We start from the raw sequence: 15,855 nt of genomic DNA, 5'->3' as shown, positions 1-15,855 counted from the left end.
GCTAAAATGCGCCATGCTTCAGCCTTGCCAGCGCGTAACCAGAAAAACAGCGGAGCGAGTTGGCGGCACGGAGCGCAAATCACACTTTAGAGGGATCAAGCGCCTGTGCCTTGCTGGCTATAGTCGGGGCCAGGGGATTTTCAGGAATGGGGGAGGGCGACACGCGCAAGCCGTGTTGCCGCAGGCGCAAGCCTGCATACCGGTCCCACGGACCGTTTCTGAAAGGACTCACTGCCATAACAAAAAAGTACATGGAGTAGCGTCGATGAAATCTGCAAACCTGTTCTGGCGCCGGGCCAAGTTGCCCTTGGCCGTCAGCCTTGCTTCCACGCTCGCAAGCCCTGCTTTCGCTGTCAGCTTCAACATTGGGGAAATCGAAGGGCAGTTCGACTCGTCGCTCTCCGTCGGCGCCAGCTGGTCGACCGCCAGCCCGAACAAGAACCTGATCGGGGTCAACAATGGCGGCAAGGGGTTGTCGCAGACCTCCGATGACGGCCACCTCAACTTCAAGCGTGGCGAGACCTTCTCCAAGATCTTCAAGGGCATCCACGACCTGGAGCTCAAGTACGGCGACACCGGGGTGTTCGTACGTGGCAAGTACTGGTACGACTTCGAACTCAAGGACGAGGGCCGTGAGTTCAAGGACATCAGCGACTCCAACCGCAAGGAAGGCGCCAAGTCTTCCGGCGCCGAACTGCTCGATGCGTTCGTCTACCACAACTATTCGATTGGCGACATGCCAGGCTCGGTGCGCCTGGGCAAGCAGGTTGTCAGCTGGGGTGAGAGTACCTTCATCGGCGGTGGCATCAATTCGATCAACCCAATCGACGTGTCCGCGTTCCGCCGCCCAGGGGCCGAGGTCAAGGAAGGCCTGATCCCGGTCAACATGTTCTACATCTCCCAGAGCCTGACCGACAACCTGTCGGCCGAGGCCTTCTACCAGATTGAATGGGACCAGACCGTCGTCGACAACTGCGGCACGTTCTTCTCCCAGCCAGACATCATCGCCGACGGCTGTACCGACAACCTGCGCGTGCTCAACAGCAGCCGCACGGTGCCGGGCGCGGCCCAGCAGTTCCTCGCCACCCGGGGCGTGGACATCAACGAGGAAGGGGTGATGGTGCGCCGCGGCGCCGACCGTGATGCCCGCGACAGCGGCCAGTTCGGCGTGGCACTGCGCTACATGTTTGACCCGCTGGACACCGAGTTCGGTGCCTACTTCATGAACTACCACAGCCGCGCGCCGATCTTCAGCGCCACCGGCGCCCCACCGTCGGTGTTCGCCGGCCTGAGCGCGCTGCCTGCACAGTTGCGGGCGCTGGCACCGCTGATCGTGGCCGGCAACTCCGAGTACTTCGTCGAGTACCCCGAGGACATCCGCCTGTATGGCCTGAGCTTCTCCACCACGCTGCCTACGGGTACGGCCTGGAGTGGTGAAGTCAGCTATCGCCCGAATGCGCCCGTGCAATTGAATACCACCGACATCCTGTTCTCCGGTGTGCGTCCGATTGGTGGTGCCCTGAGCAACGCTTCGCTGCTCTCCGGTACCCCAGGCCAGGACCTGCACGGCTACCGTCGCAAGGAAATCACCCAGTTCCAGACCACCTTGACGCACTTCTTCGACCAGGTAATGGGCGCCAGCCGCATGACCGTGGTGGGCGAAGTTGGGGTCACCCACGTCGGCGGCCTGGAAAACGCACGCGAGACCCGCTACGGCCGTGACCCGGTCTTCGGGCCTGGCCCGCTGCCTGCCACCGGCGGTGCGGATACCTGCCAGGCACTCAATGGCAGCACCATCGCTGGCGCAGGTGCCGGGGCATCCACCACCAACCTGAATCGCAAATGCGAGAACGACGGCTACACCACCAGCACGTCCTGGGGTTACCGCGCCCGGGTCATCTGGGACTACAACGACGTCTTCGCCGGGGTCAACCTCAAGCCCAGCGTGGCCTGGTCGCATGACGTTTCCGGCTACTCGCCTGGCCCTGGCGCCAACTTCGAGGAAGGCCGCAAGGCCGTCAGCCTGGGCCTGGACGCCGAGTACCAGAACACCTACACGGCGAGCCTGTCGTACACCAACTTCTTCGACGGCAAGTACAGCACCGTGGATGACCGCGACTTCGTCGCCCTCAGCTTCGGCGTGAACTTCTAAGAATACTGATCCAGGACGACACAACATGAACAAGACCAGAAGTCTGCTGCAAGCCGGTGTGCTGGGGCTGTCCCTGCTGGCGACCAGCGTCATGGCAGCGGTGTCTGCCGATGAGGCGGCCAAGTTGGGCGGCACCCTTACCCCGATGGGCGCCGAAAAGGCCGGTAACGCCGATGGCTCGATCAGTGCCTGGCAACCGCTGTCGAAGACGGCGGGCAGCGCTGATGCCAAAGGGTTCCTTTCCGACCCTTATGGCAGCGAAAAGCCGCTGTTTACCATCACTGCGCAGAACGTCGACCAGTACAAGGACAAGCTCTCGCCGGGCCAGGTGGCGATGTTCAAGCGCTACCCGGATACCTTCAAGATCCCCGTGTTCAAGACCCACCGCGGCTCCTCGGTACCTGACGACGTCTTCGCTGCCATCAAGGAAAACGCCACCAAGACCACGCTGGTCGAAGGCGGCAACGGCCTGAACAACTTCCGCACCGCCGTGCCGTTCCCGATCCCCCACAGCGGCCTTGAGGTGATCTGGAACCACATCACCCGCTACCGTGGCGGCAGCGTCAGCCGCCTGGTAACTCAGGCCACACCGCAGCAGAACGGTTCTTACAGCCTGGTGTACTTCTCGGACCAGTTCGTCTTCCGCGACAAGATGAAGGACTACGACCCGAACAACCCAGGCAACATCCTCTTCTACTTCAAGCAGGAAGTGACCGCCCCAGCGCGTCTGGCCGGTACGGTGCTGCTGGTACACGAGACCCTGGACCAGGTGAAGGAGCCACGCAAGGCGTGGATCTACAACGCCGGCCAGCGCCGCGTGCGCCAGGCGCCGCAAGTGTCGTACGACGGCCCAGGCACCGCTGCCGACGGCCTGCGTACCTCGGACAACCTGGACATGTTCAACGGCGCGCCAGACCGCTACGACTGGAAGCTCGAGGGCAAAAAGGAGCTGTACATCGCTTCCAACAGCTACAAACTCGACTCGCCGAGCCTGAAGTACGCCGACATCCTCAAGGCCGGGCACATCAACCAGGACCTGGCCCGCTACGAGCTGCGCCGGGTGTGGCATGTGGTCGCGACGCTCAAGCCTGGCCAGCGGCACATCTATGCCAAGCGTGACTTCTACATCGACGAAGACACCTGGCAGGCTGCCGTGATCGACCAGTATGACGGGCGTGGCCAGTTGTGGCGGGTGTCCGAAGCGCACTCCCAGGACTACTACAACATGCAGGTACCGTGGTACACCCTGGAAACCATCTACGACCTGCAGTCGGGTCGTTACCTGGCGCTGGGCATGAAAAACGAAGAGAAGCGTGCCTATGACTTCGGCTTCAGTGCCAGCAAGGCCGATTTCCAGCCAGCGGCGCTGCGTCAGTCAGGCGTTCGTTGAACCGTTGAGTGCCACCTCCGTGTGATCCCCAGAACGCCCCGGCTTGCCGGGGCGTTTCTGTTCAGGTCCAACATTGCGCGGCCCTGCAAAACCGGTGATAAAGCCGGTGAATATTCCGCCAAAGCCCCGATCCAACCCGCGTCCATCAGTGTTGTTGCTTTTTGTCGTAGTCTTTTGCGGCCTAATTGTGCCCATCATCTTCAAATGCGCTGCGTTACCCGCTAGTCTCGCAAGCATCCGTATCGCCGTTGTCTTCCACCCAGAACGAGCCGGCCATGACAGATCTGTCCCGTACGCATGGATTCGCCAGCCAGGCCCTGGGCCTGCTGGACGGGCGTTTCTTCCGGCCGCCGCTGCCGGATGGCCATGTGCCGCGTGCGCGGCTGTGCCAGCGCCTGCATGCCGGCCTCAGCGGGCGGTTGCTGCTGGTCAACGCGCCGGCGGGGTTTGGCAAGAGCTCGCTGGCCATCGAATTCTGCGAAGCACTGCCTGAGCACTGGCGCAGCCTCTGGCTTGGCCTGAGCCAGCGCGACGCCGACCCTGGCCGTTTTCTTGAGCGGCTGCTCGAAGGCCTGCAGCAGTATTGCCCTGCATTGGGTGGCCAGGCCATGGGCCTGCTGAAAATGCGCCAGCGCCACCAGCCATTCGCCTTCGAGGAGTGGATCGACGGCCTGCTCGACGAACTTGCCCAGTACCTGCAAGCCGATACCCCCCTCTTATTGGTGCTGGACGACTACCACCTGGCCCAGGGGCCGGTGCTCGACCGCTGCCTGCAGTTTTTCCTCAATCACTTGCCCAGTGGCCTGGTGCTGTTGATCACCAGTCGCCAGCGCCCGGATTGGCACTTGGCGCGGCTGCGCCTGTCGCGGCAACTGACCGAGCTCAACGAGCAGGACCTGCGGCTGACCCCCGACGAGTCGCTGGCGGTGATCGGCCGACAACCCACCGGCCTGCGTGGCCAGGCGCTGGACAACCTGATCCAGCGCAGTGACGGTTGGGTGGCCGGTTTGCGCTTCTGGCAATTGGCGGCCAGCGAATCAGGCGATGAGCATGCCTTGCCCCACGCCTTGCACGGCGGCGAAGGGCTGATACGCGACTACTTGCTGGAAGAAGTCATCGAAATCCTGCCGGCGGACGTACAGGCTTTTCTCTTCGACACGGCGTGCCAGGAGCGCTTCTGCGCGCCGCTCTGCGATGCCCTGCGTGACCGCCAGGACAGCGCCGACATCCTGCGCTTTCTGCAGGCTCATCAGGTGTTTCTGGTGCCCCTGGACGAACACGGCCACTGGTTTCGTTACCATCACCTGTTCTCCGACCTGCTGCGTAGCCGCCAGGCCAGCGAACCGCTGGCGCGTCTGTATTTGCGTGCCTGTCGCTGGTTCGAGGCCCAGGGTTTGCTGGACGAGGCGGTTGAACAGGCGCTGCGTGCTGGCCACCTTGATGTCGCTGCCGACCTGGTGCAGAGCCTCTCCGAGGAGCAACTGCTGGCCGAGCAGAACGTCGGCATGCTGCTGCGCTGGAAAATGGACCTGCCCGAGAGCTTGCTGATCAGTACGCCGCGCCTGATCGTGCTGTACAGCTGGGCGTTGGGGTTGGCTTGTCAGCTGGATGCGGCCGAAGAGCTGGCAGGCTACCTCAGCCGTTTTCTGCCTGCGCCGTCGGCGACCGCGCAGAAGTCCATGCTGGCCCAGTGGCTGGCCCTGAGCGGGGTGATCGCGCGCGGTCGGGGTGATCGTGAACGCACCCTGGCCTACTGCGGTGAAGCGTTGCAGAGCCTGCCGTGCAAACGGTATGGCCAGCGCCTGGTGTGCCTGTCGACACTGTCCAACCTGGCCATTGCCGATGCCGACTTCTGGCACGCGCGGGGCTGGAACCGCGAAGCCCTGGAGCTGGCCCAGCGCGTCGGTAACCCGCTGTTCGAGGCTTTGGCGCATTATGACCGGGCACGGGTGCTGCACGCCCGCGGCGAAGTGTTGCGGGCATTGGACGAAGTGCGCCAGGGCTTGCAGCGCCTGCAAGGGCTTTCGGGGCAGCGGTTGTATGCAGTGCGGGCGCGGCTGACCCTATACGAAGGCTACCTGCTGGTCTCGCGGCTGCAAGCGGCCCAGGGCCGTGCGCGCTTGCGTGCGGGGCTTGGTGAGGCGCGGGCTTGTCGAGACATCAGCGTGCTGATCGGCCACTGTGTCATTGCTACGCTTGATGGCCGGGAGGGCCACTTCGCCGAAGCGTTCGCTGAGTTAGCCGAGGCGGAACGGCTGATGCACATCTGGGATGTTCCGCCGATTTACTATCTGGCCATGATTACCCTGGTGAAGTGCGAGCTGTGGCTGGCACAGGGGCGCACCGATCTTGCCGAGTCCTGGTTGCTGCGACTGGGGCAGACCTACGGTGGCGAGCAGCCTGCGGCAGCTCCGGAGTTCCACCCGTTATTACCCCTGCACATCGAACTGCAGCAGGCATTGCTGGAGCGTATCCAGCTACGCACTGATGCGTCGGTTCAACGCCTGTCGGGGCTGGTCGAACGAGGCTTGGTCAGTGGCGGGATGCTGCTGGCAGTCAGCGCCCTGTGCCAGTGGATCGCCCTGCTGCTCGCGCAAGGCTGTGACGCGCAGGCTGCCGGGCTGCTGCCTAAGGCGCTCGAAGCCGCGCAGGGCGGCGTTCTGCAACCGTTCCAACCCTTGCTCGAAAAACACCCACAGTGGCTGCACGAGCAGCTCGCGGCGCGCTCGGCTTGCCCGGTTCAAGTAGAGCTGCTCAAACGGTTGCCCCAGTTGCCTGTGCTCAGCAGTGGCAGTGGCGAGGCATTGAGCGGCCGCGAACGGGCTGTGCTTGAGCTGATCGCCCAGGGCTGCTCCAACCAGCAGATCAGCGAACGGTTGTTCATCTCGCTGCATACCGTCAAGACCCATGCCAGCCACATCAACAGCAAGCTGGGCGTCGAGCGCCGGACTCAAGCGGTGGCCAAGGCCAAATCACTGGGCTTGCTGGCCTGAGGCAGTGCCCGCTAAAGTGATGGCTTGAGGCCATTGCCCGCCATCGTTCAGCGCGCTGCATGCTCTATCCTCATCTTTCCCGACTGGCTGCCGATACAGCATTCGGTGGTATGCATCGCCTTGCGCGATTTTTCAATCATCCCAATACAGGTCGTGTTGATGCTGCAGTACGGGCAAAAGAGCTTTCTGATCGTCGACGACTTCACCGACTTTCGTACGTCGACCCGGTCCATGCTGCGCGAACTGGGTGTGCGCGACGTGGACACCGCCGACAGCGGCGAGCAGGCCCTGCGCATGTGTGCGCAGAAACGTTATGACTTCATCCTGCAGGACTTCCACCTGGGCGACGGCAAGAAGAACGGCCAGCAGGTGCTCGAAGACCTGATCCTCGACAAGCACATCAGCCATGAGTGCGTGTTCATCATGGTGACGGCAGAGAGCAGCCAGGCCATTGTCCTCAGTGCCATCGAGCATGAGCCCGATGCCTACCTGACCAAGCCGTTCAACCGGGTTGGGCTGGCCCAGCGTGTCGAGAAGCTGTTCCAGCGCAAGACCTTGCTCAAGCCCATCCTCCAGGCGCTGGACCGTGGGCGCCCGGCTGAAGTCCTGGCGGCCTGCGCTGAACTGTGCAAGAAGGACCCGCGCTTTGCACCCCTGTGCCTGCGCTATCGGGCCGATGCGCTGCGCAACCTCAATCGCTTCGATGAGCTGGAAAAGTTCCTCAAGGCCATTCTCGCCAGCCGTCCGCAGCCGTGGGTGTATTCGGCGCTGGGCAGCCTGATGCACAAGCGTGGCCAGCATGCACAGGCCCAGGGCGTGTACGAACAGGCACTCAAGGCCTTCCCGATCATGCCGGGCCTGTACGATGGCATGGCCGAGGCCCTGGTGGCGCAAGGCGAGAACAAGCGCGCCCAGAACATGCTTGAAGAAGCGGTACGCCTGTCGCCGCTGTCGGTACGCCGACAGGCCACGCTGGGCAAGCTGGCGCTGGGCAACGAAGATTTTGAAACCGCCTCGAAAGCGTTCCGCCATGCGGTGAACCAGGGGCAAAGTTCGCGCTACAAGGATGCCGAGAACAACCTTGGCCTGGTTCAGGCGTTGATGAACAAGAACGCAGGCTTCGGCCTGGACGCCCGTACCCGCGTCGAGATCAACACCGTGCTCAGTGAAGTGGCCAAGGAAAACCCTGAGGATCAGGGCCTGCAGGTACGCGCCCGCATGATGAAGGCCGCCAGCCTGCAGCAGGCCGGGGATGCCGAGACCGCCGCCAAGCTCACCGAGCAGGCCATGCAGCGTCTGGACAAGATGGAGCAGTTCTTCTCGGTCGATGCCGCGTTGACGGTGGCTGCTCAGTTGCAGGCCTCAGGGCAGGAAGCGGCCGCTATCGGCGTGCTCAAAAGCTGCGTTGAAAGTTACGGCGACGACCCCAAAGTGATGCAGAGGGTGGCCAAGCTGACGGATGATCCGGCCGTACTCAATGCAATCACCGAGGCAGTCACCCTTAACCGCCAAGGAGTGCGCAGTTACCAGGGAGGTCAGCTCAACGAAGCGTTGCAGTTGTTCCGCAAGGCCTTGGCCTTGCAACCCAAGAACATCAGCATCGCCCTCAACACCGCCCAGGCGCTGCTGCGCATCGGGGGGGATGACCCACAGCCTGCGATCATGCAGGAATGCCGCGACGCCTTGACCCGCGTGGCCGGCATCCCTGCCAGCGATAACCGCTATGACCGCTATGGCAAACTGCACATCCGAGTGTTCGGCGCATGAATCAAGACAATCAGGGGCTGGATTTTTCCACGGTGATCGCCTCCACCGTGCACGACCTCAAAAACTCCCTGTCAGCGCTGATCCAGTCCCATGACCAGTGGCTGGCGCGTTTGCCCGAAGAGTTGCGTGGCGGTACCGAGCAAGGGGTGATGGAACACGAGTTTCGTCACCTCAACGGTATGCTGGTGCAACTGCTGGGGCTGTACAAACTGGGCGTGAACCAGCTGCCGGTCTGCCCGGACTACCATGAGCTGGACGACTTCATCGAAGCCCAGTTGGCCGCCCATCAAGAAGTGCTCAAGCACAATGACATCCTCGCCACCTGGCGCATCGACACCGATAACCCGCTGGGCTTCTTCGACCGCGAGCTGGTGGCATCAGTGATTGCCAACGTGATCACCAACGCCACCCGGTTTGCCGGGCATGCGTTGTTGATCAGTATCGAGGAAGAGGCGAATCAGCTGGTTATCTGCGTCAACGATGACGGCCCAGGTTATCCACAGCGCATGCTCGAACGCCAGGAAGAGTTCATCCAGGGCATCGACTCACACAGCGGCAGTACCGGCCTGGGCCTGTATTTCGCCGCGCGGATCGCAGCGTTGCATGAGAGCGATGGGGTGAAGGGGCGGATCGAAATTTCCAATGGTGGGGCGCTGGGAGGCGGGTTGTTCAGGTTGTTCTTGCCCTGAGCCTTGTCGTGGCCATTGCACCTGGCTAGATAGTTTCTGGTATTGCTCCCGAGAGTCGATTCCCAATGCGATGTAAGGCATTTCCTTCTAGTGATTACAGGGCTTTTGTTAAAGCCAAGCGAGTGACAGTGTAGATACGACGTTTCTACATTTCACTTGCAATCACTTGGAGGGTTTCTACTATGTATCTACCTTGGGAGATACTTATGCAGATCAAGATTCAGCAGTGGGGCAACAGTGCAGCGATTCGTCTGCCGGCAGCGGTGCTCAAGCAGCTGCAACTGGGTGTCGGCTCAACGCTGAGCCTGGATACGGCGGGCGAAACGATGGTGCTCAAGCCCCTCAGAACAAAACCCAAATACACCCTTGAAGAATTGATGGCACAGTGTGATCTGAGCGCACCGGAGCCAGAGGATATGGCCGACTGGAACGCGATGCGTCCAGTGGGGCGGGAAGTGTGAAGCGGGCCAAGTTCGCCAGAGGCGACATCGTTCGCGTCAATCTTGACCCTACCGTCGGTCGAGAGCAGCAGGGGGCAGGGCGACCTGCATTGGTGCTCACGCCTGCAGCCTTCAATGCTGCGGGGCTCGCGGTCATTGTCCCTATCTCCCAAGGTGGCGATTTTGCAAGGCATGCAGGGTTTGCCGTTACCCTCAGTGGTGCGGGCACGCAGACGCAAGGTGTAATGCTCTGCAACCAGATCCGCACTGTGGATCTCGAAGCCAGAAGTGCCAAACGTGTTGAAACCGTTCCCGAATTAGTCGTCCTCGACGCGCTGGCTCGGGTGCAAACCCTCTTCGATTAATTGGTTCCTGTGTTCACCCATGGAAATGACACCGTCAGCACTCATCCGTGAAACCTTCCCCGTAGGCCCGTTGCAATGCAATTGCACCCTGATCGGCGACCCATTGACCAAAAAGGCCATCGTCGTCGACCCAGGCGGTGACCCGGAGAAAATCCTCGCCCGCCTGCAGGCCCACGGCCTGACCCTGGTGAGCATCATCCACACCCATGCGCACTTCGATCACTTCCTCGCCTCAGGCAAGCTCAAGGCGCTGACTGGCGCGACGTTGCACCTGCACAAAGATGACCAGTCGCTGTGGGACAACCTTGAGATGCAATGCCAGATGTTCGGCGTGCCTTACACCCCGGTGCCACCGCCAGATCGCTGGTTGGGCGATGACGAGGAGCTGGCCTGCGGGTGTGGCGTAGCCTTGCACACCCCGGGGCATACGCCGGGGTCGATGAGTTTCTGGTTTGCCGATGCCAAGCTGCTGATTGCCGGCGATACCTTGTTCCGTCGCGGTATCGGCCGCACCGATTTGTGGGGCGGCGATCAGCGGGCTATCGTTCGTTCGATCAAGGAGCGGCTGTACCGGCTGGATGAAGAGGCCATCGTGGTCACAGGTCACGGGCCCGATACCCGCCTGGGTGACGAGATGCGCGAGAACCCGTTTGTGCGGGCATGAACCTCGGTGAAAACACGTTCATGGAATTTTTTGCCATCTTGGCAATCCAAGGCTGGCATAGAGCCATTCGCGGCCTGCCGCATTTATGAATTTCAGTAGGAGCTTGTCCATGTTCACCATGCGTCGTCTGATTATCGTCGCAACCGCCGCCGCCCTGATGACGGGCTGCGCCAGCCAGAACCCGTACGACAACCAGGGTCAGGCGCAGGGCTCCACGGGGATGAGCAAGACCGCCAAGTACGGCGGCCTGGGCGCGCTGGCCGGTGCCATCGCCGGCGCCGCCATCGACCACAACAACCGGGGTAAAGGCGCACTGATCGGCGCTGCCGCAGTGGGTGCCGCCGCTGCGGGTTACGGCTACTACGCTGACAAGCAGGAAGCCGAGCTGCGCGCGCAAATGGCCAACACCGGCGTCGAGGTGCAGCGCCAGGGCGACCAGATCAAGCTGATCATGCCAGGCAACATCACCTTCGCCACCGACTCGGCCAACATCGCGCCAAGCTTCTACTCGCCGCTGAACAACCTGGCCGGTTCGTTCAAGCAGTTCAACCAGAACACCATCGAAGTGGTTGGCTTCACCGACAGCACCGGCAGCCGCCAGCACAACATGGACCTGTCCCTGCGCCGTGCGCAAGCGGTCAGCACCTACCTGACTTCGCAGGGTGTCGATGCTTCGCGCATTTCCGCCCGTGGCCTGGGCCCGGACCAGCCAATCGCCAGCAACGCCGACGCCAACGGCCGCGCGCAGAACCGTCGTGTAGAGGTCAACCTGAAGCCAATTCCCGGCCAGCAGTATGACCAGCAAGGGCAGGTTCAGCAGTACCCGTAAAAGCGAGACGGGGGCGCCAGGCGCCCCCTGACGTTCAACGCACGACGCTGGCCTGAATCGCCGTCAGGGCGATGGTATGCACGATGTCGTCAACCTGAGCCCCTCGCGGCAAATCATTCACCGGTTTGCGCAAGCCCTGCAGCATCGGCCCCAGGCTGACACCATCGGCGCTGCGCTGCACCGCTTTGTGAGTGGTGTTGCCGGTATTCAGATCCGGGAAAACGAACACCGTGGCACGCCCAGCAACCGGGCTGTTCGGTGCCAGTTCCCGGGCGATGGCCGGGTTGGCTGCGGCGTCATACTGCAACGGCCCGTCGATCAGCAGATCATGCGCGGCGGCCTGTGCCAGGCGGGTCGCTTCACGCACCTTGTCGACTTCTTCATCGCTCGCCGAATCACTTGAATAACTGATCATCGCCACCCGTGGCGCGATGCCGAAGGCGTGTGCCGATTCGGCGCTCTGCTGGGCAATTTCTGCCAGTTCTGCAGCACTTGGGTGCGGGTTCATCACGCAGTCGCCGTACACCAGCACCTGCTCGGGGAACAGCATGAAGAACACCGACGACACCAGGCTGGCGCCTGGTGCTGTCTTGATCAGCTGCAGGGCAGGGCGGATGGTGTTGGCGGTGGAGTGCACCAGGCCCGAGACCAGGCCGTCGACCTCATCCAGTGCCAGCATCATGGTGCCGATCACCACCGGGTCTTCCAGTTGCTGCTCGGCCATGGGGGCATTGAGGTTCTTGCTCTTGCGCAAATCGACCATCGCGTCGACATAGCGCCCGCGAATCAACTCAGGGTCGAGTATTTCCAGGTCTGCAGGCAGGGTGATGCCCTGGGCACGGGCGACCGCTTCGACTTCCTCGGGCTTGGCCAGCAGTACGCAACGCGCGATGCCACGGGCCTGGCAGATTGCCGCTGCCTGCACCAACAGTGGCTCGGCGCCTTCTGGCAGGACGATGCGCTTGTTGGCCTGCTGCGCGCGCTGGATCAGTTGATAGCGGAACACCGCTGGCGACAGGCGCAGCTCGCGTGGCGTGCCGCAGCGCTGATGCAGCCAGGCAGCGTCGAGATGGCTGGCGACAAAATCGGTGATGAACTCGGCACGCTCGCGGTCATCCACTGGGATCTCGCGGTTCAGCGAATTGAGCTGATTAGCCGTGTCGTACGAACCCGTACTCACCGAAAGAATCGGCAGGCCGGCCTGCAAGGCGCCACGGCACAGCCCCAGGATGCGTGCATCGGGCTTGCTGTCGCTGGTCAGCAGCAGGCCGGCGAGGGGCACGCCGTTGATTGCCGCCAGGCTTACCGCAAGGATGATGTCGTCCCGGTCGCCTGGGGTCACCACCAGGGTGCCGGATGTAAGCAGCGGCACGGTGTTGGCCACCGTACGCGCACAGATGATGATCTTGCTCATGCGCCGCTGCTCGTAGTCCCCCGCGTTGAGCACCTGGGCGCCGAGCAGGTCGGCCACGTCGCGGGTGCGCGGGGCGTTCAGTTCGGGCTGATAGGGGATGCAGCCGAGCAGGCGGAAGTCGTTGCCGCGCAGCAATGGCGAATGTTCGCGCAGGCGCGTGGCGAAGTCCGCCATGCTTTCGTCGGTACGCACCTTGTTGAGGATGACCCCAAGCACTTTCGGGTCGCGAGGGCCGCCGAACAGCTGGGCCTGCAGTTCGACGCGCCCGGACAGCTCGCTGAGCACCTCGTTTTCGGGGGCCGATACCAGGATCACCTCGGCATCCAGGCTCTTGGCCAGGTGCAGGTTGACCCGCGCCGCATAGCTGGCGTGGCGGGTTGGCACCATGCCTTCGACCACGACCACGTCATTGCCGATGCAGGCTTGTTGGTAGAGGCGGATGATTTCCTCCAGCAACTCGTCCAGTTGGCCATCGCCGAGCATCCGCTCGACGTGGGCCAGGCTCAGCGGCATGGGCGGCTTGATGCCGTGCGTGCGTGCGATCAGTTCGGTGGAACGCTCAGGGCCGGTATCACCCGGGTGGGGCTGGGCGATCGGCTTGAAAAAGCCGACCTTCAGGCCTGCGCGTTCGAGGGTGCGAACCAGGCCCAGGCTGATCGATGTCAGGCCGACACCAAAGTCGGTCGGCGCAATGAAAAATGTTTGCATGCGTGCTTCTCGAATTAAAGCGGTGCAAGGAGTCAACGGCCAAGGGTAGCGCTATCGGCTGCCTGTGCACACCAGCCACACGCGAAAGCCTCGCCGATGCGCTGCTGGCGCTGTTCGGCATCGAGCACCCACGGGCGCGCCTGCCAAGGAGGTTGGTGACGAAGGTGCTGGGTGTGGCCGCACGACAACTCGACCACCCAGTGGCCTTCTTGGTCCTGATGGAAGCCTGTGATCCGACTGATGGACCGTTCCTCGGCCGAGGCACGTTCGCAATCGGGCGATGGCTTGGTTACACTTGTCCGCTCTACATACTTTTGCAAAAGGTCTTGCCCCATGCTGATCGCCGCCAACAAGGCTGTCTCCATCGACTATACCCTGACCAACGACGCCGGGGAGACCATCGACAGCTCCGCCGGTGGCGCGCCGCTGGTTTACCTGCACGGTGCCGGCAACATCATCCCGGGCCTGGAAAAGGCGCTGGAAGGCAAGCAGGCCGGTGACGAGCTGAACGTCTCCATCGAGCCGGAAGACGCCTACGGTGAATACCTGGCCGAGCTGGTCAGCACCCTGAACCGCAGCCTGTTCGAAGGCGTTGACGAGCTGGAAGTCGGCATGCAGTTCCACGCTTCGGCGCCGGATGGCCAGATGCAGATCGTCACCATTCGCGACCTCGACGGCGACGACGTCACCGTTGACGGCAACCACCCGCTGGCCGGCCAGCGCCTGACCTTCCAGGTCAAGGTTGTCGACGTGCGTGACGCCAGCGAAGAAGAAATCGCGCACCGTCACATCCACGGTGAAGGTGGCCATCACCACTGATTTTCTGCGCTAAGCTCAGAGAGTCGCCAGGCGCTCGGGCAAGCCGATTTGCCTTCCCAACGGGAGGTGGACGGCTTGGACGAGCGCCTTTTTATTGGGCGGATTTCGCCCCCCGCGGCAATCGGGAACCTGAGAGGGGATTACAACATGAGTGCATTTCACGACCTGAAGTTGGAGGCACTGAACGGCGGGGAGCTGCCCCTCGCACCGTTCAAGGGCCAAGTGGTGCTGGTGGTCAACGTTGCCTCCAAGTGTGGCCTGACGCCGCAATACGCTTCGCTGGAGAAGCTGCAACAGCAGTTTAAGGGCAAGGGGTTCAGTGTGTTGGGGCTGCCGTGCAACCAGTTTGCCGGCCAGGAGCCAGGCAGCGAGAAAGAGATCCAGGAATTCTGCAGCCTCAACTACGGTGTGAGCTTCCCGCTGGGCGCCAAGCTTGAGGTCAACGGGCCGCACCGCCATTCGCTGTATCGCCTGCTGGCGGGGGAAGGGGCTGAATTTCCCGGCGACATCACCTGGAACTTCGAAAAGTTTCTGGTGGGCAAGGATGGGCGCGTGCTGGCGCGTTTCTCGCCAAGGACTGCCCCGGACGACCCTGCGGTGGTGCAGGCTATCGAGAAAGCGCTGGGCTGAACACACGGGCCGCTTTGCGGCCCATCGCCGATATGAACTGATATTTTTGCCAGTAGCGGCAATAGTAGGTGCGCTGTCAAACTTCAACCTCGCGAACCGCATCACGAGGTTTGGCAAATGGCGCTTATGTATTTTTATCAAGGGCATCGCCTGACGTTGCTACATCAAGAGCAAGAGCAGCGACGTGTCTTCGATGTGGCAGAGCACGCACATGCAGTCGTGATTAAAAGCGCCGATGCACAGACATCGATACTGCTGGCCAATGATGCTTTATCACCGGCCACGCAATCCCACCCCAAACAGCCAGTAGAGTTTCGCCTCTACGCCCCTTACGGTTACCAGGCCCCCCATCCTTTACTGCCTGGGTTTACCGGTCAGGTACCCGAGTCTTTGACGGAAGGCTATCTGCTAGGCAAGGGTTACCGCCTTTACAACCCTGTCTTGATGCGGTTTACCGCCCCTGATGACTGGAGCCCCTTCGGTGCCGCCGGCATGAACACCTACGCGTATTGCAAAGGCGATCCTGTCAACCACAGCGATCCGTCAGGCCATATGCTGAAGGCCCTCAAAGGGATGCTGAGAAATGCGGGGGAACGAGTGCTCAAGGCAACAGACTCAATCATGTATGAGTATGTTAAAGCCAAGCACGGGAAGCGGATTTTTGACGAGATTTACCCGATCGAATCATCGGCGGGCAAGCCTATGCCGCATACCGCTTTAACACCTGCAGAAAGAAAAGTAGGCAAGATGATGTTGAACGAAAGCCTTGAATATCATAAAAATGACTATGCGTTATTGACGAAGCGTCATTCAAAGGCAGTGCAAGGGAAAGAAGGTAGCAAGATCATTTTCGACGAATCACCAGAGTATATCGCTGATGTACTTTCAGTAGAAATCGAGAAAGTTCGTGTTCGGATCGTCAATACAGAAAAAACCTTGCTGGCCGTGAATGAGTCCGCGCAAGCCATAAGGGGCTCACGGTAGCTGGCGATCTC

The 15,855-nt window shown here is 61.7% G+C and carries 14 protein-coding genes; 12 read left to right on the top strand and 2 right to left on the bottom strand.

The window, feature by feature from the left end; all coding sequences use genetic code 11:
* Positions 1–265 precede the first annotated feature (265 nt).
* From OGV19_RS19785 to OGV19_RS19745, 9 genes are all read left to right on the top strand, one after another.
* Positions 266–2,152, top strand: a complete 1,887-nt coding sequence (locus OGV19_RS19785) for a DUF1302 domain-containing protein (RefSeq protein WP_264310290.1) — start codon at positions 266–268, stop codon at positions 2,150–2,152.
* A 25-nt stretch (positions 2,153–2,177) separates the two neighbouring features.
* Positions 2,178–3,542, top strand: a complete 1,365-nt coding sequence (locus tag OGV19_RS19780) for a DUF1329 domain-containing protein (protein WP_264310289.1) — start codon at positions 2,178–2,180, stop codon at positions 3,540–3,542.
* A gap of 275 nt (positions 3,543–3,817) precedes the next feature.
* Entirely contained in the window at positions 3,818–6,535 is a 2,718-nt protein-coding gene (locus OGV19_RS19775) for a winged helix-turn-helix domain-containing protein (protein ID WP_264310288.1), read from the top strand.
* A 159-nt stretch (positions 6,536–6,694) separates the two neighbouring features.
* Complete coding sequence (locus tag OGV19_RS19770; RefSeq protein ID WP_264310287.1) at positions 6,695–8,302, top strand: tetratricopeptide repeat-containing response regulator; 1,608 nt, start codon at positions 6,695–6,697, stop codon at positions 8,300–8,302.
* Positions 8,299–8,991: a sensor histidine kinase gene (locus tag OGV19_RS19765; RefSeq protein ID WP_264310286.1), complete on the top strand. Its 693-nt coding sequence runs from the start codon at positions 8,299–8,301 to the stop codon at positions 8,989–8,991. The genes OGV19_RS19770 and OGV19_RS19765 overlap by 4 nt, the downstream gene beginning before the upstream one ends.
* A gap of 182 nt (positions 8,992–9,173) precedes the next feature.
* Positions 9,174–9,452, top strand: a complete 279-nt coding sequence (locus tag OGV19_RS19760) for an AbrB/MazE/SpoVT family DNA-binding domain-containing protein (protein ID WP_264310285.1) — start codon at positions 9,174–9,176, stop codon at positions 9,450–9,452.
* Complete coding sequence (locus tag OGV19_RS19755; RefSeq protein WP_264310284.1) at positions 9,449–9,796, top strand: type II toxin-antitoxin system ChpB family toxin; 348 nt, start codon at positions 9,449–9,451, stop codon at positions 9,794–9,796. Before OGV19_RS19760 ends, OGV19_RS19755 begins: the two co-directional genes overlap by 4 nt.
* A gap of 19 nt (positions 9,797–9,815) precedes the next feature.
* The gene (locus OGV19_RS19750) at positions 9,816–10,460 is read left to right on the top strand and encodes an MBL fold metallo-hydrolase (RefSeq protein ID WP_264310283.1); all 645 of its coding nucleotides are present in this window, start codon (positions 9,816–9,818) and stop codon (positions 10,458–10,460) included.
* Between the two features lie 109 nt (positions 10,461–10,569).
* Positions 10,570–11,289 (top strand): YiaD family glycine zipper/OmpA-like lipoprotein, encoded by a 720-nt coding sequence (locus OGV19_RS19745; protein ID WP_264310282.1) that lies wholly within the window; start codon positions 10,570–10,572, stop codon positions 11,287–11,289.
* 34 nt (positions 11,290–11,323) lie between these two features.
* Here the strand turns inward: OGV19_RS19745 and pta are convergent, their stop codons facing one another.
* Together pta and OGV19_RS19735 are read right to left on the bottom strand one after the other, a co-directional pair.
* Positions 11,324–13,411, bottom strand: coding sequence for a phosphate acetyltransferase (gene pta, locus OGV19_RS19740; RefSeq protein ID WP_264310281.1), 2,088 nt, complete (start codon positions 13,409–13,411; stop codon positions 11,324–11,326).
* A 32-nt stretch (positions 13,412–13,443) separates the two neighbouring features.
* A complete protein-coding gene (locus OGV19_RS19735; protein WP_264313978.1) occupies positions 13,444–13,746 on the bottom strand; it encodes a DUF3565 domain-containing protein in 303 nt (100 codons plus the stop codon).
* Here OGV19_RS19735 and OGV19_RS19730 point away from each other — a divergent pair.
* The 3 genes from OGV19_RS19730 (at position 13,745) to OGV19_RS19720 (ending at position 15,844) form a co-directional block, all read left to right on the top strand.
* Positions 13,745–14,230, top strand: a complete 486-nt coding sequence (locus OGV19_RS19730; RefSeq protein ID WP_016501463.1) for an FKBP-type peptidyl-prolyl cis-trans isomerase — start codon at positions 13,745–13,747, stop codon at positions 14,228–14,230. The genes OGV19_RS19735 and OGV19_RS19730 overlap by 2 nt on opposite strands.
* A gap of 147 nt (positions 14,231–14,377) precedes the next feature.
* Positions 14,378–14,860: a glutathione peroxidase gene (locus OGV19_RS19725; protein ID WP_264310280.1), complete on the top strand. Its 483-nt coding sequence runs from the start codon at positions 14,378–14,380 to the stop codon at positions 14,858–14,860.
* A gap of 117 nt (positions 14,861–14,977) precedes the next feature.
* Positions 14,978–15,844 (top strand): RHS repeat-associated core domain-containing protein, encoded by an 867-nt coding sequence (locus OGV19_RS19720; RefSeq protein WP_264310279.1) that lies wholly within the window; start codon positions 14,978–14,980, stop codon positions 15,842–15,844.
* Positions 15,845–15,855: the final 11 nt, after the last annotated feature.

This window comes from Pseudomonas putida, assembly GCF_025905425.1.
GTDB classification, from domain to species: domain Bacteria; phylum Pseudomonadota; class Gammaproteobacteria; order Pseudomonadales; family Pseudomonadaceae; genus Aquipseudomonas; species Aquipseudomonas putida_AF.
This window is presented reverse-complemented; position numbering and strand designations above follow the sequence as displayed.

What these genes read in the sequence shown, in the direction of transcription:
- OGV19_RS19785 (WP_264310290.1), top strand. Translation starts at nt 266, where the DNA reads ATGAAATCTGCAAACCTGTTCTGGCGCCGGGCCAAGTTGCCCTTGGCC.
- OGV19_RS19780 (WP_264310289.1), top strand. Translation starts at nt 2,178, where the DNA reads ATGAACAAGACCAGAAGTCTGCTGCAAGCCGGTGTGCTGGGGCTGTCC.
- OGV19_RS19775 (WP_264310288.1), top strand. Translation starts at nt 3,818, where the DNA reads ATGACAGATCTGTCCCGTACGCATGGATTCGCCAGCCAGGCCCTGGGC.
- OGV19_RS19770 (WP_264310287.1), top strand. Translation starts at nt 6,695, where the DNA reads ATGCTGCAGTACGGGCAAAAGAGCTTTCTGATCGTCGACGACTTCACC.
- OGV19_RS19765 (WP_264310286.1), top strand. Translation starts at nt 8,299, where the DNA reads ATGAATCAAGACAATCAGGGGCTGGATTTTTCCACGGTGATCGCCTCC.
- OGV19_RS19760 (WP_264310285.1), top strand. Translation starts at nt 9,174, where the DNA reads ATGTATCTACCTTGGGAGATACTTATGCAGATCAAGATTCAGCAGTGG.
- OGV19_RS19750 (WP_264310283.1), top strand. Translation starts at nt 9,816, where the DNA reads ATGGAAATGACACCGTCAGCACTCATCCGTGAAACCTTCCCCGTAGGC.
- OGV19_RS19745 (WP_264310282.1), top strand. Translation starts at nt 10,570, where the DNA reads ATGTTCACCATGCGTCGTCTGATTATCGTCGCAACCGCCGCCGCCCTG.
- pta (WP_264310281.1), bottom strand. Translation starts at nt 13,411, where the DNA reads ATGCAAACATTTTTCATTGCGCCGACCGACTTTGGTGTCGGCCTGACA.
- OGV19_RS19730 (WP_016501463.1), top strand. Translation starts at nt 13,745, where the DNA reads ATGCTGATCGCCGCCAACAAGGCTGTCTCCATCGACTATACCCTGACC.
- OGV19_RS19735 (WP_264313978.1), bottom strand. Translation starts at nt 13,746, where the DNA reads ATGGGGCAAGACCTTTTGCAAAAGTATGTAGAGCGGACAAGTGTAACC.
- OGV19_RS19725 (WP_264310280.1), top strand. Translation starts at nt 14,378, where the DNA reads ATGAGTGCATTTCACGACCTGAAGTTGGAGGCACTGAACGGCGGGGAG.
- OGV19_RS19720 (WP_264310279.1), top strand. Translation starts at nt 14,978, where the DNA reads ATGGCGCTTATGTATTTTTATCAAGGGCATCGCCTGACGTTGCTACAT.